Raw genomic sequence first — 19,052 nt, forward strand, 5'->3', positions numbered from 1 at the left:
TTCGCCAGATCGCCCCGCAATGGCGACCCGTCGATCCCTCTTGCAACCTCGCCGACACCTCGGTACCGGCTACTTATAATTTGCAACTAATGACGTAGGTACAAGCTATAAACATACCACGGACATGGGGGATGCGGTCGAAACGGAGTCGATCCGGCACTTCGTCATGCAGCGTTGCACAAGTGACACGCTGCGACGCAACATGACGGCGCTGGGCCCGTCCAACTCAGGCCTCGGGCGCCTCGGCGATGGGGTCGTATTGAGTCGCGTCGAAACCGAGCACGTTCCAGCTTTGCTGCATATGCGGCGGCAGTGGCGCTGAGACATCGATCAATTTGTCTCCCCGCGGATGCGGGATGACGAGCCGGCGCGCCAGAAGATGCAGACGGTTTTGCAACCCGCCCGGCAAAGGCCAGTTCTCGATGTCGAAATATTTCGGATCGCCGACAATGGGGTGACCGATATGCGCCGCATGGGCACGCAACTGATGCGTTCGGCCAGTGACGGGCTTCAGTGAGAGCCAGGCCATCTTCTGCGCCGCATGATCGACGACCGCATAATAGGAGATGGCATGGCTGGCCTCATCGTCGCCATGCCGCGCGACACGCATGCGTTCGGCGGCTTCATCCTTGGCGAGATAGGTCGAGATACGCCCCTGCGCCGGGCGCGGCACGCCAGGCACCAGTGCCCAATAGACCTTGCGGGCCGAACGGGACCGGAACGTCTTGGCCAGCGTGGAGGCCGCCAGACGCGACTTGGCCACCAGCAGGATGCCCGAGGTATCCTTGTCGATGCGGTGGACAAGGCGCGGCTTCTGCCCGTCATCGCCGCGCAGCGACTCCAGCATGCCGTCGACATGGCGGTAGGTCCCCGAGCCGCCCTGAACGGCGAGGCCGAACGGCTTGTTGAGCACGAGAACGTCGCGGTCCTCATAGAGCATCATCTGCCGGAGCGCGGTGGCGTCCTTGTCGTCGGCGCTCGCACGCTTGACCGCAGGTGCGGCGACCTCTGCCGGATCGCGTTCGGCGGCCGGCGGGCGCTCCCGCACGATCGGCTTGCCCTCCAGCGCATCCAGATAATCGGCGGCGGAGAGTTTGGGTTTTTCTTCCAGCGGGGGTATGCGCACGGCCTGGCCGGCCGCCAGACGGCTATTGGTCTTTGCCCTCCCGCCATCGACACGAACCTGCCCGCTCCGCAGCAGCTTCTGCAGATGCCCGAACGACAGATCGGGAAAATGCGTCTTGAACCAGCGGTCGAGCCGCATTCCCTCTTCGTCGCGGTCGACGACGCGTGTTTCTACGGCCATATGGAAAATTCTCCTCGCCCCAGCACATAGCCGAGACGGGGCCCGCCGTCACGCGAGAGAGCGCATGAGCGCCAAGCCAGCGAACACGGCGAGCAGCGAGAGGAGGACCGATCCGCCGACATAGACCGCCGCAAGACCCAGTTCCCCGCGCTCTACCAGCATCGCCGTATCGAGCGAGAAGGAGGAGAAGGTGGTGAAGCCGCCGAGAAAGCCGGTGATGATGAATATCTTGGCGTGAAGCGACCAGGCCTCCCCGGCACGGAAGGTCAACCAACCGGCAATCACGCCGATCAGGAACGAGCCGACGACATTGATCGCCATGGTGCCGATTGGAAAATGCGCCCCGAACAGGCGCATGGCCATCAGGTTGACCGCGTTGCGCAGCACGCCGCCCATGCCCGCACCGATGAAGATCATGATCGCCGAATTCATGCCGCCCGCCTTGTCGCCTCTACCGCCCCTGACGCTCCGCCCGCAGCCGTGCCCAATATTCCAGTCGCTTTTTCACCTCGCGCTCGAAGCCGCGCTCATTGGGGGCGTAGAAATCGGGTCGCCGGTCGCCGGAAAGATCGTCGGGAAAGAACTCCTGCCCAGCATAAGCGTCCGGGAAGTCATGATCGTAACGGTAGCCGGCGTGGTAGCCGAGATCCTTCATCAGTTTGGTCGGTGCGTTCAGGATGGATTTGGGCGGCGCGAGCGACCCCGTTTTTTGCGCCAGTGCCATGGCGGCGTTGAAGGCGGAATAGGCAGCGTTCGATTTGGGAGCGGTGGCGACATAGGCGATGGCCTGCGCAAGGAAAAGCCGCCCCTCCGGCCAGCCGACGCGGTCAAAGGCGGTCCAGGCAGCGACCACCATGGGCATCGCCTGTGGATCGGCCATGCCGACATCCTCCGACGCCGCACAGCACAGGCGGCGGAACACCGTGCCGGGGTCCTCGCCGCCGACGATCATGCGCGCGGCCCAGTACATGGCCGCGTTCACATCCGAGCCGCGCAGGCTCTTATGGAAGCAGCTCAGCAGGTTGTAATGCTCGTCCTGCCCCTTGTCGTAGATCGGCGCACGCTTCTGCACCGTCTCGGCCAAAGCCGCGACATCGAGGTCCGACCCATCCGGCAGGCCGAGAAGTTCCTCAACCAGCCCGAGAAGATAGCGCCCATCGCCATCCGCCATGCCGGCGAGCGCCGAACGCGCCTCCGGCTGGAGCGGCAGGCGCCGCCCCTCCAGCGTCTCCGCGCGCTGGAGCAAGCCTTCAATGGCCGCTCCATCCAGCGCCTTGAACACCAGGACGCGGGCACGCGACAACAGCGCCGCGTTGAGTTCAAAGGATGGGTTCTCCGTGGTGGCGCCGATCAAGGTGATCGTGCCGTCCTCCATCACGGGCAGGAAACTGTCTTGCTGTGCCCGGTTGAAGCGATGAATTTCGTCGACAAAGAGCAGCGTCCCCTGCCCCACGGCGCGCCGTCCGCGGGCCGCCTCGAACACCTTCTTCAATTCCGCGACGCCGGTGAAGATGGCGGAGATCTGCTCGAAATGCAGTTCGGTCTCGCGGGCGAGCAGCCGCGCCACCGTCGTTTTGCCGGTTCCCGGTGGGCCCCAGAAGATCAGCGAGCCGAAGGAGCGCCCGCCTGTGAGGCGGGTGAGGATGCCTTCCGGTCCGGTCAGATGTTCCTGACCGACCACTTCGGAGAGACGCTGCGGGCGCAGCCGGTCGGCCAGCGGGCGTGGGACCGAGGCCTCAAGCCCCCCTGTCGTGAAAAGATCGCTCAAGACCGCCTCAACCGGGCAGCATGGCGGTGAGCGTCCGCCCCCCGCGCTGAAGCGTAATGCGCCACACCCGCGCCGGCTGGCCGGTGACGCGTACCAGATCGGCCGTGCGCTCTATCTTGACCCCGTTCACCTCAAGGATCACGTCGCCCACCTTCATATTGGTCATGTCGGCCGGCGAGCCCTCCACTACGGCGATCACCACAACACCGTTCTCGGCCTCGATCGTGCGAAGCTCCTCGGCAACCGCCGGCGAGAGGTTGACGACAGTGGCACCCCCGAGCGGCGAGCGGTTCGTCACCGTCACCTCCTCACGCGGCGTGCTCTCAGGCGCCGGCAGAAGGGGGATGGCGAGCGCCAGCGGCTTGCCCTGCCGAATGACCGAGAGTTGCACGCTGCCGCTGAGCGGGCGCGTGGCGAAGCGGTAGCCGAACGCGTCGGGATCATCCACCTCCTGCCCGGCCACGCCGACGATCAGATCGCCGACACGCAACCCGCCCTTCTCCGCCGGGCTGCCCGGCCGCACGGTCTGAACCAGCGAACCGACCGGGCGCGGCAGATCGAGACTGTCGGCAATGTCCTGCGTGACCGATTGGAGGGTCGCGCCGAGCCAGGGACGTCGCACCGAATTGCCGCCGCTCAGCGCCGATTCGAGCACCACGCGAACCATGTCGGCGGGAATCGCGAAGCCGATCCCCTGCGAGCCGCCGGAGCGCGAGAAGATCGCGGTGTTGATGCCAACCACCCGGCCGGCGCCATCCACCAGCGCACCGCCGGAATTACCCGGATTGATCGCCGCATCGGTCTGGATGAAGAACTGATAATCGGTAATGCCCACCTGCGTGCGGGCGAGCGCCGAGACGATGCCCTGCGTCACCGTCTGCCCGACACCAAACGGATTGCCGATGGCGAGCACGATGTCGCCGACCTGAAGGTCGTCCGATGAGCCGAGCACCACGGAGGGGAAAGCCCCCTTCCCGCCCTTGAGCTTGAGCACGGCGAGATCGGTGCGCGGATCACGCAGCAGGACCTCGGCGTCGAACTCCCGCTTGTCGGCCAGCGAGACGCGGATCTCGTCAGCCCCTTCGATGACGTGGTTGTTGGTCACCATGAGCCCGGATGGGTCGACGATCACGCCAGAACCCAGCGCACGCTGGATGCGCTCATTGGGCCCGCCAAAGCCGGGGCCCTGCGGTCCGCCGAAGAATCGCCGGAAGAAGGGATCCTCCAGCAGCGAAGGCCCGCGCCGCGCGGGCATGGCACGCATGGCGTAGACATTGACGATTGCCGGCGCCGTTCTGGCCACAACAGGCGCGAAGCTGAGCCCGATTTCGGCCCGGGAGGCGGGCACGCGCGGCTCGATCGGCATTGGCATGGGTGTCGCCAACGGTGCCTGAACCGTCGTCGTCTGCGCCTGGAGCGGCGCGGCGCAGGCGACAAGGGCGAGAGCGGCGGCAAAGACGGGGGTGAAGCGCATCATGAACGAGATATAGACCTCGCCGCGCGGCGGAAAAAGGGAAAGCCTGCGGCACTCCGCCGCCAAAAAGAAAAGGGCGGCCGAAGCCGCCCCGATCTTCATGTCAATTCGGCTACCGGGCTCACGCCGCGGCGGTTTCCTCGGCCTTGGCGGCCTCGTGGCGGGCGAGATCAGCGGCGCCCTTGGCGCTCTCGTCGCGATCCACCAGCTCGATCACGGCGACCGGAGCCGAATCACCATGGCGGTAACCCGCCTTGATGATGCGGATATAGCCGCCATTGCGCTCCTTGTAGCGCGGGCCAAGCACGTCGAAGAGCTTGCGCACGACGACGACGTCACGGATGTCGGCAATCGCCTGACGGCGGGCATGAAGGCCGCCGCGCTTGCCGAGGGTGATCAGCTTCTCGACCACCGGGCGAAGATCCTTCGCCTTGGGAAGGGTGGTGACGATCTGCTCATGGGTAAGAAGCGCCTGAGCCATGTTGGCAAACATGGCCTTGCGGTGCTCTGCGGTCCGGTTGAACCGGCGATGGGCTTTGCCGTGGTTCATGGCGAATATCCTGTCAGACGGCGGCTTTCGAGCCGATAGGTTGATGTGACGGCTCGAACGCCGCGCTCAGTGCTCAGTAGTGATCTTCGAACCGCTTGGCGAGATCCTCGATGTTCTCCGGCGGCCAGCCCGGCACTTCCATGCCGAGATGCAGGCCCATGCTGGCGAGCACTTCCTTGATCTCGTTCAGCGACTTGCGGCCGAAGTTCGGGGTACGGAGCATCTCCGCCTCGGTCTTCTGGATCAGGTCGCCGATATAGACGATGTTATCGTTCTTCAGGCAGTTCGCGGAGCGGACGGACAGTTCGAGCTCGTCCACCTTCTTCAGCAGCGCCGGGTTGAAGGGCAGCTCCTGCATCGCGGGGCTCTCGGCCTCGCGCTTGGGCTCTTCGAAGTTCACGAAGATCTCAAGCTGATCCTGAAGGATGCGGGCGGCGTAGGCCAGCGCGTCCTCGGGAGCGATCGAACCATTGGTCTCGATCGTCATGGTCAGCTTGTCATAGTCGAGGATCTGCCCTTCACGGGTGTTCTCGACCTTGTACGACACCTTCTTGACCGGCGAGTAGAGGCTGTCGACCGGGATGAGACCGATCGGAGCATCTTCCGGACGGTTGCGATCGGCGGCCACGTAGCCCTTGCCGGTGTCGACCGTGAACTCCATGCGCATCTCGGCGCCATCGTCCAGCGTGCACAGAACCAGTTCGGGGTTCAACACCTGCACGTCGCCGACGGTCTGGATGTCCCCGGCGGTAACAACGCCGGGCCCCTGCCGCTTCACCACCATGCGCTTCGGGCCATCGCCGGCCATCTTGATGGCGATGTCCTTGATGTTGAGCACGATGTCCGTCACGTCCTCGCGCACGCCCGGAATCGAGGAGAACTCATGGAGAACGCCATCGATATGCACGGAGGTGACAGCGGCACCCTGCAGCGAAGAGAGCAGGATACGGCGCAGCGCGTTGCCGAGCGTCAGGCCGAAGCCCCGCTCAAGCGGCTCGGCGACCACGGTCGCAAGGCGCTTCGGATCGCTGCCGACCGAAACTTCGAGCTTCTCAGGCTTGATCAGCTCTTGCCAGTTCTTCTGAATCACGACGTCACCCTTGCTTTCGACGGCGCCCCGGGCACCCTTCCCGCCGACACCATCCCCGGCCGGTGCCGGGAGGGAATGCCAAACGCAGCGGCTGTGCGGCGCGGTTGCGCGCCGCCGCAGTTAAACAGCGTCAGACGCGCCGACGCTTGCGCGGACGGCAACCATTGTGCGGGATCGGGGTCACGTCGCGGATCGACGTCACCGTGAAACCGGCCGCCTGGAAGGCGCGCAGAGCCGACTCACGCCCGGAGCCGGGGCCGCAAACCTCGACCTCGATGGTGCGCATGCCGTGCTCGGCAGCCTTGCGGGCGCAATCCTCGGCCGCGACCTGAGCCGCGTACGGGGTCGACTTGCGCGAACCCTTGAAACCCATGGCACCCGCCGAGGACCACGAAATCGTGTTGCCCTGCGCGTCGGTGATCGTGATCATGGTGTTGTTGAACGACGCATTCACATGTGCGACGCCGGAGGCGATGTTCTTGCGCTCGCGGCGCTTAACGCGGGTAGCTTCTTTGGCCATGGACCTCGGATCCTTCAGGCGCGCCCGTTATTCCAGGCGCTCGGGACAATGTGCAAAACGGAACAGTCGGCCGCGCAGGGCGCCGACGCGGAAAGGCGGGCCTAAGCCCGCCCCCTCACTTCTTCTTGCCGGCGATAGCCTTGGCCGGACCCTTGCGGGTGCGGGCATTGGTATGGGTACGCTGACCGCGCACCGGCAGGCCACGACGGTGACGCAGGCCGCGATAGCAGCCCAGGTCCATCAGGCGCTTGATGTTCATCGACACTTCGCGACGCAGATCGCCCTCGACGATGTAGTCGCGGTCGATGGTCTCGCGGATCTGCAGCACTTCCTGGTCGGAAAGCTGGTTCACGCGACGGTCGAGCGCGATACCGACCTTCTCGACGATGTCGGCGGCATTCTTGGCGCCGATGCCGTGAATGTACTGAAGCGCAATGATGACGCGCTTGTTGGTCGGAATGTTAACGCCTGCGATACGAGCCACGACGGCTTCTCCATGTGATCCGGAAGACCGGAATTAATGTGCCCCGCGCCGGTGGAGGCCGGCCCATGCGGAGATACGCACGAGGCCGCGCGACATCACCGAATGATGTCGATGCGCGGCACCCGTTTGAGTGAAGCGCGGCTCATAGGGCGATTCCGTCGCCTTGTCAAGCCGCGCGCCTGATTCAGACCGTCTCGAGTATGTCCGAGATGGCGCTGCTGACCTCATCGATCGGCTTCATGCCGTCCACGGCGACCAGCAGACCCCGGTCGGCATAGTAGGGCGACACGACCGCCGTATCGCGGTTGAAGGCCGCGAGCCGGGTCTTGAAGATCTCCGGATCGTCATCCTTGCGCACCGGCTCGCCGCGGGCCGCCGTCTCGCGCGCCCGCTGCAGAATCCGGTCGACCAGCTTGTCCTGGTCCACCTTGAACTCGATCACGGCGTCGAGCTTGAGGCCCTTCTCGCCGAGGATGGCGTCGAGCGCCTCGGCCTGCGCGACCGTGCGGGGGAAACCGTCAAGGATGAACCCCTTGGCGCAATCCGCCTCGTCGATGCGGTCCGAGATGATGCCGATGACGATTTCGTCCGACACTAATTGCCCGGCATCCATCACCGCCTTGGCCTTCAGGCCGATCGGCGTCTCGTTGCGGACCGCCTCGCGCAGCATGTCACCCGTGGACAGCTGCGCGATGCCGTAGCGTGCGACCAGGCGCTGCGCCTGGGTGCCCTTACCCGCGCCCGGCGGTCCGAGCAGTATCAGCCTCATCGGCGCTTCCCCCTGAGCTTGGCCTTCTTGACCAGCCCCTCATATTGATGCGCCAGCAGGTGTCCCTGAACCTGTGCCACGGTATCCATGGTCACGCTCACCACGATCAGCAGCGAGGTTCCACCGAAGTAGAAGGGCACCGCCGCATACGAAATGAGAATCTCGGGAAACAAGCAGACGATCGCAAGGTAAGCCGCACCAATGACGGTGATGCGAGTCAGCACATAGTCGATGTACTCGGCGGTACGCTCGCCCGGACGGATGCCCGGAATGAACCCGCCATGCTTCTTCAGATTGTCCGCCGTTTCCGCCGGATTGAACACGATAGCCGTGTAGAAGAAGCAGAAGAACACGATCAGCAGCACATAGAGCAGCATGAACAGAGGCTGGCCGTGACCGATGAGTGTGGTCACCGTCGTCAGCCAACCCGGCCCCTGCCCCTGCAGGAAGCTCGCGACCGTGGTCGGGATCAGCAGCAGCGAGGAGGCGAAGATCGGCGGGATGACGCCCGACGTGTTCAGCTTCAGCGGCAGGTGCGAGGACTGGCCCTCATACACCTTATTGCCGACCTGACGCTTCGGGTACTGGATCAGCAGCCGGCGCTGGGCCCGCTCCATGAACACGATGAACATGATGACCGCGACGGCCATCAAAATCACCGCCAGAACCAGGCCGGTCGAGATCGCGCCCTGACGGCCGAGCTCAAGCGTGTTGGCAATGGCCGAGGGCAGCTCCGCCACGATGCCGGCGAAGATGATCAGCGAAATGCCGTTGCCGATGCCGCGCGAGGTGATCTGCTCACCCAGCCACATCAGGAACATGGTGCCGCCTGTGAGGGTGATCACCGTCGAGATGCGGAAGAACCAGCCCGGATCCGCCACAACGGCGCCCGAGCCTTCGAGGCCCACGGCGATGCCGTAGGACTGGAACACGGCGAGCACCACGGTGAGGTAGCGCGTGTACTGGTTGATGGTCTTCCGGCCCGCCTCGCCTTCCTTCTTCAGCGCCTCCAGCGTCGGGGAGACGGTGGTGAGGAGCTGGATGATGATGGAGGCGGAGATATACGGCATGATGTTCAGGGCGAAGATCGCCATGCGCGAGACCGCGCCGCCCGAGAACATGTTGAAAAGGCCGATAATGCCCTGCTGCGCCGTCTTGAAGACGTCCGCGAGCGCGTCGGGATTGATCCCGGGCATCGGAATATAGGTGCCCAGCCGATACACGAGAAGCGCACCCAGTGTGAACCAGATGCGCTTCTTGAGTTCGTCGGCTTTCGCCAGAGCACCGAAATTGAGGTTTGCCGCGAGCTGTTCTGCTGCCGAGGCCATGGGGCTTCGCTCCCTCGACTGTGCCCTGAAAAGATCGGAAGGCCTGACTTAAACGTCAGGCCGCCGTTTCGCCAGCCTCGGGCTTACCAGCCAGAAGCGTCACCGTGCCGCCGGTCTTCTCGACCGCCTCGAGCGCCGACTTGGTGGCGTGCGCCACTTCGAGCGAGACCTTGGAGGTCAGCTCGCCGGAGCCGAGCACGCGCACGCCAGCCTTGACGCGACGCAGAACGCCCGCCTCGACAAGCGCCGCCTGGGTGATGGTCGCCTTGGCGTCCAGCTTGCCGGCGTCGATCGCGATCTGGATGCGGCCGAGGGAAACCTCGTTCCAGTCCAGCGCGAAGATGTTGTGGAAGCCGCGCTTGGGAAGGCGACGATGGATCGGCATCTGGCCGCCTTCGAAGCCCTTGATCGCGACGCCCGTGCGCGAGGTCTGACCCTTCACGCCGCGGCCGCCGGTCTTGCCCTTGCCGGAACCGATGCCACGACCGACGCGCATGCGCTTCTTGCGCGCGCCTTCGTTGTCCTTGATGTCGTTGAGGCTGCTCATCGCCTGTACTCCTTCGCCGCCGTCACGCTTCGACGACGCGGACGAGGTGGCGGACCTTCTGGATCATACCACGCACGGCCGGGGTGTCTTCGAGCGTCGAACGACGCCCGAGCTTGTTGAGGCCAAGGCCGATGAGGGTGGCCCGCTGATCGCCCGGACGGCGGATCGGGCTACCGACCTGCTCGACCGTAACGGTGCTGTTGCTGTTCGCCATGATTAGCTCCACTACCTTTCAGGCGTCAGTCGGTCGCTTCGGCGTCGTCGACACGACGGCGCGACTGAAGCTGCGACACCTTGAGGCTGCGGCGGGCAGCCACGAGACGCGGGCTGTCCTGGTTCTTCAGCGCATCGAAGGTCGCACGAACCATGTTGTACGGGTTGGACGAGCCGAACGACTTCGCCACCACGTCCTGCATGCCGAGCGTCTCGAAGACGGCGCGCATCGGGCCGCCGGCGATGATGCCCGTACCGGCCGGAGCCGCGCGCAGGATGACCTTGCCGGCGCCATGGTGACCATGCACGTCATGGTGCAGGGTACGACCTTCGCGCAGAGGCACGCGGATCAGCGCGCGCTTGGCGGCTTCCGTCGCCTTGCGGATGGCTTCCGGCACTTCACGAGCCTTGCCGTGGCCGAAGCCGACGCGACCCTTCTGGTCACCGACAACGACCAGCGCCGCGAAGCCGAAGCGACGGCCGCCCTTAACTACCTTAGCAACACGGTTGATGTGGACCAGCTTGTCCACGAACGTGTTGTCGCGATCTTCGCGTTCACGCTCACGCTCACGAGCCATGATCTTATCCTCGTCGTTCTGCGGGGGACCCGCTCGTGATCTCAGAAGTTGAGACCGCCCTCGCGGGCGGCATCGGCGAGCGCCTTGACGCGGCCGTGGTAAATGAAGGCGCCGCGGTCGAACACCACGTCCTTCACACCGGCTGCGATGGCGCGTTCCGCCACGAGCTTGCCGATCGCCGAAGCCGCCGCAACGTCCGCGCCGGTCTTCAGGCTTTCCCGCAGATCCTTTTCAAGCGATGAGGCGGCAGCGAGGGTGACCCCGCGCGCGTCATCGATGATCTGCGCATAGATGTGCTTCGACGAGCGATGCACCGAGAGGCGCGGCCGCCCGTTCGCCGTCGTGCGGATCGCACGACGGACACGCGCCTTACGGCGCTCGGTGGCGTCCTGATACTTTGCCATGGTTCAGTTCCGTTACTTCTTCTTGCCTTCCTTGCGGAAGATGAATTCGCCGGCGTACTTGACGCCCTTGCCCTTATAGGGCTCGGGGCCGCGATAGTCGCGGATTTCCGCAGCGACCTGGCCAACCTTCTGGCGGTCGATGCCGGAAATCACAATCTCGGTCGGCTTCGGCGTGACGATCTGGATCCCTTCCGGGATCGGATAGTTCACATCGTGGCTGTAGCCGAGAGCCAGGCTCAGGGACTTGCCCTGCACCGCAGCGCGATAACCGACGCCGTTGATCTCGAGCTTCTTCTCGAAGCCCTTGGTCACGCCTTCAACCGCATTGGCAACGAGGGTCCGCGACAGACCCCACATCGCCTTGTGGCGGTTGGTTTCGCCGCGCAGGGCAAACAGCAGCGCGCCGTTATCGAGCTTGACGTCGATCTCGTCGACGACAGTGACCTGAAGGGCGCCCTTGGGGCCCTTCACATTGACGGTCTGCCCTTCCACGGAGGCGGTGACGCCGGCCGGGACGGTGATGGGGGCTTTGCCGATCTTGGACATGTGCTCTCTCTGCCTCCCCGATCAGAAGACCGTGAAGAGGACTTCGCCGCCCACGTTCTTATCGCGGGCTTCGTGGTCCGCCATCACACCCTGCGGCGTGGAGACGACAGCGACGCCGAGACCGTTGGCGACGCGGGGAAGGGTCTTCACCGACGAATAGACGCGGCGGCCCGGCTTGGAGACGCGCGAAATCTCGCGGATCACCGGCTCGCCATCGTAGTACTTGAGCTCGATCTGGAACTCGGTGCGGCCATTGACCGGCTCGGACGCGGAATAACCGCGGATGAAGCCTTCGGAAGCCAGCACGTCGAGAACGCGGGCGCGCAGGGCGGAGCCGGGCGTCAGCACGGTTTCCTTGCGGCGCATCTGAGCGTTGCGGATGCGGGTGATGAGATCACCAATCGGATCAGTCGTGGACATGGTCAGGCCCTCCTCACCAGCTCGACTTCACAAGACCGGGGATCTGCCCCTGCGAGCCAAGCTCGCGGAGGGCGATCCGGCTCATCTTGAGCTTGCGGTAATACGCACGCGGACGGCCCGTCACCTCGCAACGATTGCGGATGCGCACCTTCGCCGAATTACGCGGGAGTTCCGCGAGCTTGAGAACCGCAGCGAAGCGATCCTCGATCGGCAGTTCCTTGTTGCTCACCAGGGCCTTCAGACGCGAACGCTTGCCGGCATAGCTCTTTACGAGCTTCCGGCGGTGTTCGTTCTTTTCGACCGAGCTTTTCTTGGCCATAAATTTGCTCCTAGTCTCCGCGTTTGGGGCCGTGGCCCCACTGCCGGAAGGGGATGCTTACTGACGGAACGGGAAGTTGAAGGCCTTCAGAAGCGCGCGCGCTTCGTCGTCCGTCTTCGCCGTCGTGCAGACGATGATGTCCATGCCCCACATCTGATCAACCTTATCGTAGTTGATCTCCGGGAACACGATGTGCTCCTTGATACCGAGGGCAAAATTGCCACGGCCATCGAAGCTCTTGGGATTCAGCCCACGGAAGTCACGCACGCGGGGGAGAGCGATGTTCACGAGCCGATCAACGAACTCGTACATGCGCACCTTGCGGAGCGTAACCTTGGCGCCGACCGGCTGGTTCTCGCGCAGCTTGAAGTTCGAGATCGCCTGGCGGGCACGCGTCACGACCGGACGCTGACCGGCGATCAGGGCGAGATCGCCAGCGGCGGTCTGAACCTTCTTGGTGTCCGCAGTGGCTTCGCCGACGCCCATGTTGATGACGATCTTTTCGATGACCGGCACTTCCATGACGTTCTTGTAGCCGAACTGCTCGACCATCTGGTTGCGAACGACGTCCACATAGTGGGCCTTCATCCGCGGGGTATAGTTGGTCTCAGCCATCGATCTTCTCCCCCGAGCGCTTGGCGACACGCACCTTCGTGCCGTCAGCCTGCACAAGGAACCCGACGCGGGTCGGCTTGCCATCCTTCGGATCGGCAATCGCGATATTCGACAGGTCGAGCGAGGCCTCCTTGGAGATGATCCCGCCTTCCTGGGTCGCGGACTGCCGCTGGTGACGCTTCACCAGGTTGATACCGCGCACCTTGGCGGTCCCCTCCTTGGGAAGCACCTCGAACACCTCACCGGTGCGACCCTTGTCGCGGCCAGTGAGGACGACGACCTTGTCGCCCTTCTTGATCTTGGCAGCCATCACAGCACCTCCGGTGCCAGCGAGATGATCTTCATGTGGTTCTTCGCGCGGAGTTCGCGAGGAACCGGCCCGAAGATACGCGTGCCGACCGGCTCTTTGTTGTTGTTGATCAGAACGGCCGCATTGCGGTCGAACCGGATCACGGTGCCATCGACGCGGCGGATGTCCTTGGCCGTGCGTACCACGACCGCCTTCATCACGTCGCCCTTTTTGACGCGGCCGCGCGGAATAGCTTCTTTCACCGACACCACGATGATGTCGCCGACATGGGCATACTTACGCTTCGAGCCGCCAAGCACCTTGATGCACATGACGCGACGCGCGCCGGAATTGTCCGCCACGTCGAGATTGGTCTGCATCTGGATCATGACGCACCTTTTTCTCGGAAATTATGCGCGCAGTCATTGATAACCGGCGCAACCTCAAACCCGTTACCGGGAGCTCAGACTTCAGCCCGCTTCTCGCCCTGGACAACGATCCAGTTCTTAAGCTTGGACAAGGGGCGATGCTCCTCGATCCAGACGGTGTCGCCTTCCTTCCACACATTGCCCTCGTCATGGGCATGGTACTTCTTGGAACGGCGGACGGTCTTCTTCAGCAGCGGATGGGTGAAACGGCGCTCGACACGAACCACGACGGTCTTGTCCTGCTTGTCGCTCACCACGACGCCCTGCAGCATACGCTTCGGCATCGCTATCTCCTCACTTCGCCTTGGCCGCGGACGCGGCCTTCTGCGCCTGGACGGTCTTGACCCGCGCGATGTCGCGGCGGATCTGACGCACCCGCGCCGTGTTGTCGAGCTGACCGGTGGCCTTCTGGAAGCGCAGGTTGAACTGCTCCTTCTTCAGCTTGAGCAGCTCGTCCGAGAGCTCGTCCGCGGTCTTCGTCCGAATGTCGGAAGCCTTCGTCATCATTCCCTCCGTCACTCGGCGATACGCTCGACGAAGCGCGTCTTGATCGGCAGCTTCGCCGCGGCAAGGGTCAGCGCCTCACGAGCGATATCCTGGCTGACGCCATCGATCTCGAACATGATACGGCCAGGCTTGACCTTGGCCGCCCAAAACTCGGGGGCGCCCTTGCCCTTACCCATGCGGACTTCGGTCGGCTTCTTCGACACCGGCACGTCCGGGAAGACGCGGATCCAGACGCGGCCCGCACGCTTCATGTGACGGGTCAGCGCGCGACGCGCGGCTTCGATCTGGCGCGCCGTAACGCGCTCCGGCTCCATGGCCTTCAGCCCGAACTGGCCAAAGTTGAGGTCAGTTCCGCCTTTCGCAGCACCGTTGATACGGCCCTTGAACTGCTTGCGGAACTTTGTGCGCTTCGGTTGCAGCATGTCGCGCCTCTTATTCCTTTTGTCTCAGTTCACGCCGCGTCGCGACGCGAGGAACGACCACCCGACGGTTCACCTTCCGACAGACGCTTATCCTGCGCCATCGGATCGTGCTCCAGAATCTCGCCCTTGAAGATCCAGACCTTGACACCGCAGGTGCCGTAGGTCGTGAAGGCGGTGGCCGTACCGTAATCTACGTCCGCGCGCAAGGTGTGAAGTGGCACACGCCCTTCACGATACCATTCAAGGCGCGCAATTTCAGCGCCACCAAGGCGTCCCGCGCAGTTGATGCGGATGCCTTCGGCGCCCAGACGCATCGCGGACTGCACCGCACGCTTCATGGCGCGACGGAAAGCGACGCGGCGCTCGAGCTGCTGCGCGATTGATTCGGCAACCAGACGCGCGTCGATTTCCGGCTTGCGGATCTCGACGATGTTGATGAACACCTCGGAGGCGGTCATCTCGGCAACCTTCTTGCGAAGCTTGTCGATGTCGGCGCCCTTCTTGCCGATCACCACGCCCGGACGCGCCGAGTGGATGGTGACGCGGCACTTCTTGTGCGGGCGCTCGATGACGATCTTCGACACCGCAGCCTGCTTCAGAAGCTTCTGAAGCATTTCGCGGATCTTGATGTCCTCGTGCAGCAGCTGGCCGTACTCGTTCTTGCCGGCAAACCAGCGCGAGTCCCAGGTGCGGTTGATGCCGAGCCGCAGCCCGACGGGATTAACCTTCTGACCCATCAGGCCTTCTCCTCGACTTCACGCACCACGATCGTGATATGCGAGAACGGCTTCTCGATCCGGCTGGCGCGGCCGCGGGCACGTGCCGCAAAACGCTTCATCACCAGACCCTTGCCGACATGCGCTTCCGCGACGATCAGATCGTCGACGTCGAGCTCATGATTGTTCTCGGCATTCGCGATAGCCGATTCCAGGCACTTCTTCACGTCGCCGGCGATCCGCTTGCGGGAAAACTGCAGATCGGCAAGAGCCGTCGCAACTTTCTTCCCGCGGATCAGGCCCGCGACGAGGTTGAGCTTCTGGGGGCTGACGCGAAGATTGCGTGCAACCGCCTTGGCTTCCGTATCCGCGAGCGTGCGCGGACGAGCTGCCTTACCCATGACCCTGCCTCTACTTGCGCTTGGCTTTCTTGTCCGCCGCGTGCCCGTAATAGGTACGGGTCGGAGCGAACTCGCCGAACTTGTGACCAACCATGTCCTCGGTCACGGAGACCGGCACATGCTTGTTGCCGTTGTAAACGCCAAAGGTGACGCCAACGAATTGCGGCAGGATCGTGGAGCGACGGCTCCAGATCTTGACCACGTCGTGACGACCCGACGAACGTGCAGCTTCCGCCTTCTTGAGGAGGTAGCCGTCGACGAACGGACCTTTCCAGACCGATCGAGACATAATTCAGTTCCCCTCGCTCACTTCTTGCGGGCGTGCCGGCTGGACACGATGAACTTTCCGGTCGACTTGTTCGTCCGGGTCTTCTTGCCCTTGGTCGGCTTGCCCCACGGCGTGACCGGGTGACGACCGCCCGAGGTACGGCCTTCGCCGCCGCCATGGGGGTGATCGACCGGGTTCATCGTGACGCCGCGGTTGTGCGGGCGACGGCCGAGCCAGCGCTTGCGCCCAGCCTTGCCGAGATTCGTGTTCATGTGGTCAGGGTTCGAGACCGCGCCCACCGTGCCGCAGCACTCGCCATGCACCAGACGCTGCTCGCCCGAGTTGAGGCGAACGATGACGTAGCCCTGGTCGCGACCGACGATCTGCGCATAGGAGCCGGCGGACCGGGCGATCTGGCCGCCCTTGCCGATCTTCAGCTCGATATTGTGCACGATCGTGCCGACCGGAAGATTGCCGAGCGGAGCCGTGTTACCGGGCTTCACGTCGACGCTCTTGGACGCGATCACCTGATCGCCGACAGCAAGGCGCTGCGGGGCCAGGATGTAGGACAGCTCGCCATCCGCATACTTGATGAGGGCGATGAAGGCCGTGCGGTTCGGATCGTACTCGATCCGCTCCACGGTGGCCGCCACGTCGCGCTTGGCGCGCTTGAAGTCGACCACGCGATAGGCCTGCTTGTGCCCGCCGCCACGGAAGCGAACGGTCACGCGACCGGTGTTGTTGCGGCCGCCAGCTTCGCTCTTGCCCTCGGTCAGCGTCTTGACCGGCTTGCCCTTGTACAGGGCCGAGCGATCGACGATGACGAGCTGGCGAAGGCTCGGCGTTACCGGCTTGAAGGTTTTGAGCGCCATGTCTCTGGTCCCTGATCCCGGCTCACAGACCCGTCGTGATGTCGATGGTGTGTCCCTCGGCGAGGGTCACAACCGCCTTCTTCACGTCGGACTGCACGCCCTTGCGGCCCTTGAAGAACTTCGTCTTCCCCTTGCGGACCAGCGTGTTGACGCTCTCGACCTTCACGTCGAAGAGCTTCTCGACCGCCTCCTTGATCTGCGGCTTGGTAGCCGTCAGAGCAACCTTGAAGACGACCTTGTTGTACTCGGACGCTGCCGTGGCCTTCTCGGTGATGACCGGGGACACGATCACGTCGTAGTGGCGCGGATCGAGACTCATTTGAAGCGCGCCTCCAGAGCGTCGACAGCCGCCTTCGTCAGAACCAGGGTCTGGCGACGCAGGATGTCGTAGACGTTGATGCCCTGGACGGGCAGCACGTCAAGGTGACCGATATTGCGCGAGGCAAGGCCGAAATTGGCATCCACCTCGGCGCCCGAAATCACGAGGGCGTTCGACAGGCCGAGACCCGCCAGGCGCTCCTTGAGCAGCTTGGTCTTGGGCTCGGACAGCGTCGCATCGTCGAGGACGAAGATCTGCTGGTCCTTCGCCTTGGTCGACAGCGCATGCTTCAGCGCCAGCGCCCGGACCTTCTTCGGCAGCTCACTCGCATGGCTGCGCTGAACCGGGCCGAACGCCTTGGCGCCGCCGCGGAACTGCGGGGCCGAAGCCGCGCCATGACGGGCGCCGCCGGTGCCCTTCTGCTTGTACATCTTCCGCTTGGTGCGGTTGACTTCCGAGCGCGACAACGTCTGGTGCGTACCGGCCTGACGGCGCGACAGCTGCCATACGATGCAGCGATGGAGAATGTCCTGGCGCGGTTCGAGACCGTAGATCTCGTCGGACAGGGTCACGGAGCCGGCTTCGGCGCCGTCAAGCGTTTTGACGGTGAGTTCCATCACACGTTCTCCTCGGCCGCAGCCTCAGCCGCCGGAGCCGCGTCGGCTTCGGTGCCCGGGAGCCGGAACTTGCCGGGCTTGGGAGCCTCGGCCGGCAGCTTCTTCTTCACCGCGTCCGCAACGAGGATCCAGCCACCCTTGTTACCGGGGACCGCACCTTCGACCGCGATGAGGCCACGCTCCACATCGGTCAGGACGACCTTGAGGTTCTGCGTGGTCACGGTGTCGACGCCCATGTGACCGGGCATCTTCTTGTTCTTGAAGGTCTTGCCGGGGTCCTGACGACCACCGGTCGAACCGATCGAACGATGCGAAACCGACACACCGTGAGTGGCGCGCAGACCACCGAAGTTGTGACGCTTCATACCACCGGCAAAGCCCTTACCGATGGAGGTGCCCGTCACATCGACGAACTGACCGACCACGAAATGATCGACAGTGAGCTCAGCCCCGACGGGGATGAGATCGGTCTCCTCGACACGGAACTCCGCGAGCTTGCGCTTCGGCTCAACCTTCGCAACCGCGAAGTGGCCGCGCATGGCGCGGGTGGTGTTCTGCGGCTTCGCCTTACCGACACCAAGCTGGACGGCCGTGTAGCCGTTCTTCTCGAGCGTACGGTGGGCAACCACCTGGCAATTATCGACTTTCAGCACAGTGACCGGAACATGTTCGCCCGCATCATTAAAGATGCGAGTCATGCCGACCTTCTGGGCGATGACGCCTGACCGCATGGCCATGTCCCTTCGCCTTCTCTCAGAGCTTGATCTCGACGTCGACACCCGCGGCGAGGTCGAGCTTCATCAGCGCGTCCACCGTCTGGGGGGTCGGGTCGACTATGTCCAGCAGACGCTTATGCGTCCGCATCTCGAACTGCTCACGGGACTTCTTGTCCACGTGCGGCGAACGATTGACCGTGAATTTCTCAATCCGCGTGGGCAGCGGAATGGGGCCGCGAACCTGGGCGCCCGTGCGCTTCGCCGTGGAGACGATTTCGCGCGTCGAAGCGTCGAGTATGCGGTGATCGAACGCCTTGAGGCGAATCCGAATGTTCTGGCCGTTCATTGACTTCAGGCTCCCAGAGGGCTCGTCAATAGGGCTCTATTACGAGCACCACGAAAAAAGGGCGCAGGCGTTCCCGCGCCCTTCGGGATTGTTAGATCACTCGATGATGGAGGCGACGACGCCGGCGCCGACGGTGCGACCGCCTTCGCGGATGGCGAAGCGCAGCTTCTCTTCCATCGCGATCGGAACGATCAGCGCCACGTCAACCGTGATGTTGTCG

32 protein-coding genes are annotated in these 19,052 nt (G+C 63.8%); all 32 read right to left on the reverse strand.

Annotation, left to right across the window (positions count from 1 at the left end; genetic code table 11):
- Positions 1-226: 226 nt before the first annotated feature.
- Positions 227-1,306 carry an RluA family pseudouridine synthase gene (locus tag KIP89_RS05955; RefSeq protein WP_213754463.1) on the reverse strand — a complete coding sequence of 360 codons (1,080 nt, stop codon included), beginning with the start codon at positions 1,304-1,306 and terminating at the stop codon, positions 227-229.
- Between the two features lie 48 nt (positions 1,307-1,354).
- Entirely contained in the window at positions 1,355-1,738 is a 384-nt protein-coding gene (gene crcB, locus KIP89_RS05960) for a fluoride efflux transporter CrcB (protein WP_213754464.1), read from the reverse strand.
- A 19-nt stretch (positions 1,739-1,757) separates the two neighbouring features.
- A complete protein-coding gene (locus KIP89_RS05965; RefSeq protein WP_213754465.1) occupies positions 1,758-3,074 on the reverse strand; it encodes a replication-associated recombination protein A in 1,317 nt (438 codons plus the stop codon).
- A 7-nt stretch (positions 3,075-3,081) separates the two neighbouring features.
- On the reverse strand, positions 3,082-4,551 hold the full coding sequence (locus KIP89_RS05970; RefSeq protein ID WP_213754466.1) for a Do family serine endopeptidase: 1,470 nt from the start codon (positions 4,549-4,551) through the stop codon (positions 3,082-3,084).
- 118 nt (positions 4,552-4,669) lie between these two features.
- On the reverse strand, positions 4,670-5,098 hold the full coding sequence (gene rplQ / locus KIP89_RS05975; RefSeq protein WP_213754467.1) for a 50S ribosomal protein L17: 429 nt from the start codon (positions 5,096-5,098) through the stop codon (positions 4,670-4,672).
- Positions 5,099-5,171: 73 nt separating this feature from the next.
- A complete protein-coding gene (locus KIP89_RS05980) occupies positions 5,172-6,188 on the reverse strand; it encodes a DNA-directed RNA polymerase subunit alpha (protein ID WP_213754468.1) in 1,017 nt (338 codons plus the stop codon).
- Between the two features lie 130 nt (positions 6,189-6,318).
- Positions 6,319-6,708, reverse strand: a complete 390-nt coding sequence (rpsK, locus tag KIP89_RS05985; protein WP_213754469.1) for a 30S ribosomal protein S11 — start codon at positions 6,706-6,708, stop codon at positions 6,319-6,321.
- Positions 6,709-6,823: 115 nt separating this feature from the next.
- Positions 6,824-7,192, reverse strand: coding sequence for a 30S ribosomal protein S13 (gene rpsM / locus KIP89_RS05990; RefSeq protein WP_213754470.1), 369 nt, complete (start codon positions 7,190-7,192; stop codon positions 6,824-6,826).
- Between the two features lie 184 nt (positions 7,193-7,376).
- Positions 7,377-7,961, reverse strand: a complete 585-nt coding sequence (locus KIP89_RS05995) for an adenylate kinase (protein WP_213754471.1) — start codon at positions 7,959-7,961, stop codon at positions 7,377-7,379.
- Complete coding sequence (gene secY, locus KIP89_RS06000; RefSeq protein ID WP_213754472.1) at positions 7,958-9,289, reverse strand: preprotein translocase subunit SecY; 1,332 nt, start codon at positions 9,287-9,289, stop codon at positions 7,958-7,960. The genes KIP89_RS05995 and secY overlap by 4 nt, the downstream gene beginning before the upstream one ends.
- 55 nt (positions 9,290-9,344) lie before the next feature.
- On the reverse strand, positions 9,345-9,836 hold the full coding sequence (gene rplO / locus KIP89_RS06005; RefSeq protein WP_213754473.1) for a 50S ribosomal protein L15: 492 nt from the start codon (positions 9,834-9,836) through the stop codon (positions 9,345-9,347).
- 22 nt (positions 9,837-9,858) lie between these two features.
- A complete protein-coding gene (rpmD, locus tag KIP89_RS06010) occupies positions 9,859-10,050 on the reverse strand; it encodes a 50S ribosomal protein L30 (protein WP_213754474.1) in 192 nt (63 codons plus the stop codon).
- Positions 10,051-10,075: 25 nt separating this feature from the next.
- On the reverse strand, positions 10,076-10,627 hold the full coding sequence (gene rpsE / locus KIP89_RS06015; RefSeq protein WP_152301896.1) for a 30S ribosomal protein S5: 552 nt from the start codon (positions 10,625-10,627) through the stop codon (positions 10,076-10,078).
- A 41-nt stretch (positions 10,628-10,668) separates the two neighbouring features.
- A complete protein-coding gene (rplR, locus tag KIP89_RS06020) occupies positions 10,669-11,031 on the reverse strand; it encodes a 50S ribosomal protein L18 (RefSeq protein WP_213754475.1) in 363 nt (120 codons plus the stop codon).
- Positions 11,032-11,043: 12 nt separating this feature from the next.
- On the reverse strand, positions 11,044-11,577 hold the full coding sequence (gene rplF, locus KIP89_RS06025; RefSeq protein ID WP_213754476.1) for a 50S ribosomal protein L6: 534 nt from the start codon (positions 11,575-11,577) through the stop codon (positions 11,044-11,046).
- A gap of 21 nt (positions 11,578-11,598) precedes the next feature.
- Positions 11,599-11,997 carry a 30S ribosomal protein S8 gene (gene rpsH, locus KIP89_RS06030; protein WP_213754477.1) on the reverse strand — a complete coding sequence of 133 codons (399 nt, stop codon included), beginning with the start codon at positions 11,995-11,997 and terminating at the stop codon, positions 11,599-11,601.
- A 13-nt stretch (positions 11,998-12,010) separates the two neighbouring features.
- Positions 12,011-12,316 (reverse strand): 30S ribosomal protein S14, encoded by a 306-nt coding sequence (rpsN, locus tag KIP89_RS06035; RefSeq protein ID WP_213754478.1) that lies wholly within the window; start codon positions 12,314-12,316, stop codon positions 12,011-12,013.
- A 57-nt stretch (positions 12,317-12,373) separates the two neighbouring features.
- Positions 12,374-12,931 (reverse strand): 50S ribosomal protein L5, encoded by a 558-nt coding sequence (rplE, locus tag KIP89_RS06040; RefSeq protein WP_305825931.1) that lies wholly within the window; start codon positions 12,929-12,931, stop codon positions 12,374-12,376.
- Positions 12,924-13,241 (reverse strand): 50S ribosomal protein L24, encoded by a 318-nt coding sequence (gene rplX / locus KIP89_RS06045; RefSeq protein WP_213754479.1) that lies wholly within the window; start codon positions 13,239-13,241, stop codon positions 12,924-12,926. Before rplX ends, rplE begins: the two co-directional genes overlap by 8 nt.
- Positions 13,241-13,609 (reverse strand): 50S ribosomal protein L14, encoded by a 369-nt coding sequence (rplN, locus tag KIP89_RS06050; RefSeq protein ID WP_163073307.1) that lies wholly within the window; start codon positions 13,607-13,609, stop codon positions 13,241-13,243. The genes rplX and rplN overlap by 1 nt, the downstream gene beginning before the upstream one ends.
- A 74-nt stretch (positions 13,610-13,683) precedes the next feature.
- On the reverse strand, positions 13,684-13,932 hold the full coding sequence (gene rpsQ, locus KIP89_RS06055; protein WP_152301889.1) for a 30S ribosomal protein S17: 249 nt from the start codon (positions 13,930-13,932) through the stop codon (positions 13,684-13,686).
- Positions 13,933-13,942: 10 nt separating this feature from the next.
- Entirely contained in the window at positions 13,943-14,152 is a 210-nt protein-coding gene (gene rpmC / locus KIP89_RS06060) for a 50S ribosomal protein L29 (protein WP_213754480.1), read from the reverse strand.
- Between the two features lie 11 nt (positions 14,153-14,163).
- A complete protein-coding gene (gene rplP / locus KIP89_RS06065) occupies positions 14,164-14,577 on the reverse strand; it encodes a 50S ribosomal protein L16 (protein WP_213754481.1) in 414 nt (137 codons plus the stop codon).
- A 29-nt stretch (positions 14,578-14,606) separates the two neighbouring features.
- Positions 14,607-15,314 carry a 30S ribosomal protein S3 gene (gene rpsC, locus KIP89_RS06070; protein WP_213754482.1) on the reverse strand — a complete coding sequence of 236 codons (708 nt, stop codon included), beginning with the start codon at positions 15,312-15,314 and terminating at the stop codon, positions 14,607-14,609.
- On the reverse strand, positions 15,314-15,694 hold the full coding sequence (rplV, locus tag KIP89_RS06075; RefSeq protein ID WP_018390605.1) for a 50S ribosomal protein L22: 381 nt from the start codon (positions 15,692-15,694) through the stop codon (positions 15,314-15,316). Before rplV ends, rpsC begins: the two co-directional genes overlap by 1 nt.
- 10 nt (positions 15,695-15,704) lie before the next feature.
- Positions 15,705-15,983 (reverse strand): 30S ribosomal protein S19, encoded by a 279-nt coding sequence (gene rpsS / locus KIP89_RS06080; protein WP_213754483.1) that lies wholly within the window; start codon positions 15,981-15,983, stop codon positions 15,705-15,707.
- Positions 15,984-16,000: 17 nt separating this feature from the next.
- Positions 16,001-16,834 (reverse strand): 50S ribosomal protein L2, encoded by an 834-nt coding sequence (gene rplB / locus KIP89_RS06085; protein WP_213754484.1) that lies wholly within the window; start codon positions 16,832-16,834, stop codon positions 16,001-16,003.
- 22 nt (positions 16,835-16,856) lie between these two features.
- Positions 16,857-17,153, reverse strand: a complete 297-nt coding sequence (locus KIP89_RS06090; protein WP_213754485.1) for a 50S ribosomal protein L23 — start codon at positions 17,151-17,153, stop codon at positions 16,857-16,859.
- A complete protein-coding gene (gene rplD, locus KIP89_RS06095; RefSeq protein WP_213754486.1) occupies positions 17,150-17,770 on the reverse strand; it encodes a 50S ribosomal protein L4 in 621 nt (206 codons plus the stop codon). Before rplD ends, KIP89_RS06090 begins: the two co-directional genes overlap by 4 nt.
- Positions 17,770-18,501, reverse strand: coding sequence for a 50S ribosomal protein L3 (gene rplC, locus KIP89_RS06100; protein WP_213754535.1), 732 nt, complete (start codon positions 18,499-18,501; stop codon positions 17,770-17,772). Before rplC ends, rplD begins: the two co-directional genes overlap by 1 nt.
- 22 nt (positions 18,502-18,523) lie before the next feature.
- Positions 18,524-18,832: a 30S ribosomal protein S10 gene (gene rpsJ / locus KIP89_RS06105; protein WP_013166261.1), complete on the reverse strand. Its 309-nt coding sequence runs from the start codon at positions 18,830-18,832 to the stop codon at positions 18,524-18,526.
- A gap of 96 nt (positions 18,833-18,928) precedes the next feature.
- The coding region (locus KIP89_RS06110) for an EF-Tu C-terminal domain-related protein (RefSeq protein WP_501981776.1) at positions 18,929-19,052 on the reverse strand (124 nt) is incomplete at its 5' end.

The sequence above is a fragment of the Ancylobacter radicis genome (assembly GCF_018449475.1).
GTDB lineage: Bacteria > Pseudomonadota > Alphaproteobacteria > Rhizobiales > Xanthobacteraceae > Ancylobacter > Ancylobacter radicis.

What these genes read in the sequence shown, in the direction of transcription:
- KIP89_RS05955 (WP_213754463.1), bottom strand. Translation starts at nt 1,306, where the DNA reads ATGGCCGTAGAAACACGCGTCGTCGACCGCGACGAAGAGGGAATGCGG.
- crcB (WP_213754464.1), bottom strand. Translation starts at nt 1,738, where the DNA reads ATGAATTCGGCGATCATGATCTTCATCGGTGCGGGCATGGGCGGCGTG.
- KIP89_RS05970 (WP_213754466.1), bottom strand. Translation starts at nt 4,551, where the DNA reads ATGATGCGCTTCACCCCCGTCTTTGCCGCCGCTCTCGCCCTTGTCGCC.
- rplQ (WP_213754467.1), bottom strand. Translation starts at nt 5,098, where the DNA reads ATGAACCACGGCAAAGCCCATCGCCGGTTCAACCGGACCGCAGAGCAC.
- rpsK (WP_213754469.1), bottom strand. Translation starts at nt 6,708, where the DNA reads ATGGCCAAAGAAGCTACCCGCGTTAAGCGCCGCGAGCGCAAGAACATC.
- KIP89_RS05995 (WP_213754471.1), bottom strand. Translation starts at nt 7,961, where the DNA reads ATGAGGCTGATACTGCTCGGACCGCCGGGCGCGGGTAAGGGCACCCAG.
- secY (WP_213754472.1), bottom strand. Translation starts at nt 9,289, where the DNA reads ATGGCCTCGGCAGCAGAACAGCTCGCGGCAAACCTCAATTTCGGTGCT.
- rplO (WP_213754473.1), bottom strand. Translation starts at nt 9,836, where the DNA reads ATGAGCAGCCTCAACGACATCAAGGACAACGAAGGCGCGCGCAAGAAG.
- rpmD (WP_213754474.1), bottom strand. Translation starts at nt 10,050, where the DNA reads ATGGCGAACAGCAACAGCACCGTTACGGTCGAGCAGGTCGGTAGCCCG.
- rpsE (WP_152301896.1), bottom strand. Translation starts at nt 10,627, where the DNA reads ATGGCTCGTGAGCGTGAGCGTGAACGCGAAGATCGCGACAACACGTTC.
- rplR (WP_213754475.1), bottom strand. Translation starts at nt 11,031, where the DNA reads ATGGCAAAGTATCAGGACGCCACCGAGCGCCGTAAGGCGCGTGTCCGT.
- rplF (WP_213754476.1), bottom strand. Translation starts at nt 11,577, where the DNA reads ATGTCCAAGATCGGCAAAGCCCCCATCACCGTCCCGGCCGGCGTCACC.
- rpsH (WP_213754477.1), bottom strand. Translation starts at nt 11,997, where the DNA reads ATGTCCACGACTGATCCGATTGGTGATCTCATCACCCGCATCCGCAAC.
- rpsN (WP_213754478.1), bottom strand. Translation starts at nt 12,316, where the DNA reads ATGGCCAAGAAAAGCTCGGTCGAAAAGAACGAACACCGCCGGAAGCTC.
- rplE (WP_305825931.1), bottom strand. Translation starts at nt 12,931, where the DNA reads ATGGCTGAGACCAACTATACCCCGCGGATGAAGGCCCACTATGTGGAC.
- rplX (WP_213754479.1), bottom strand. Translation starts at nt 13,241, where the DNA reads ATGGCTGCCAAGATCAAGAAGGGCGACAAGGTCGTCGTCCTCACTGGC.
- rplN (WP_163073307.1), bottom strand. Translation starts at nt 13,609, where the DNA reads ATGATCCAGATGCAGACCAATCTCGACGTGGCGGACAATTCCGGCGCG.
- rpsQ (WP_152301889.1), bottom strand. Translation starts at nt 13,932, where the DNA reads ATGCCGAAGCGTATGCTGCAGGGCGTCGTGGTGAGCGACAAGCAGGAC.
- rpmC (WP_213754480.1), bottom strand. Translation starts at nt 14,152, where the DNA reads ATGACGAAGGCTTCCGACATTCGGACGAAGACCGCGGACGAGCTCTCG.
- rplP (WP_213754481.1), bottom strand. Translation starts at nt 14,577, where the DNA reads ATGCTGCAACCGAAGCGCACAAAGTTCCGCAAGCAGTTCAAGGGCCGT.
- rpsC (WP_213754482.1), bottom strand. Translation starts at nt 15,314, where the DNA reads ATGGGTCAGAAGGTTAATCCCGTCGGGCTGCGGCTCGGCATCAACCGC.
- rplV (WP_018390605.1), bottom strand. Translation starts at nt 15,694, where the DNA reads ATGGGTAAGGCAGCTCGTCCGCGCACGCTCGCGGATACGGAAGCCAAG.
- rpsS (WP_213754483.1), bottom strand. Translation starts at nt 15,983, where the DNA reads ATGTCTCGATCGGTCTGGAAAGGTCCGTTCGTCGACGGCTACCTCCTC.
- rplB (WP_213754484.1), bottom strand. Translation starts at nt 16,834, where the DNA reads ATGGCGCTCAAAACCTTCAAGCCGGTAACGCCGAGCCTTCGCCAGCTC.
- KIP89_RS06090 (WP_213754485.1), bottom strand. Translation starts at nt 17,153, where the DNA reads ATGAGTCTCGATCCGCGCCACTACGACGTGATCGTGTCCCCGGTCATC.
- rplD (WP_213754486.1), bottom strand. Translation starts at nt 17,770, where the DNA reads ATGGAACTCACCGTCAAAACGCTTGACGGCGCCGAAGCCGGCTCCGTG.
- rplC (WP_213754535.1), bottom strand. Translation starts at nt 18,501, where the DNA reads ATGCGGTCAGGCGTCATCGCCCAGAAGGTCGGCATGACTCGCATCTTT.
- rpsJ (WP_013166261.1), bottom strand. Translation starts at nt 18,832, where the DNA reads ATGAACGGCCAGAACATTCGGATTCGCCTCAAGGCGTTCGATCACCGC.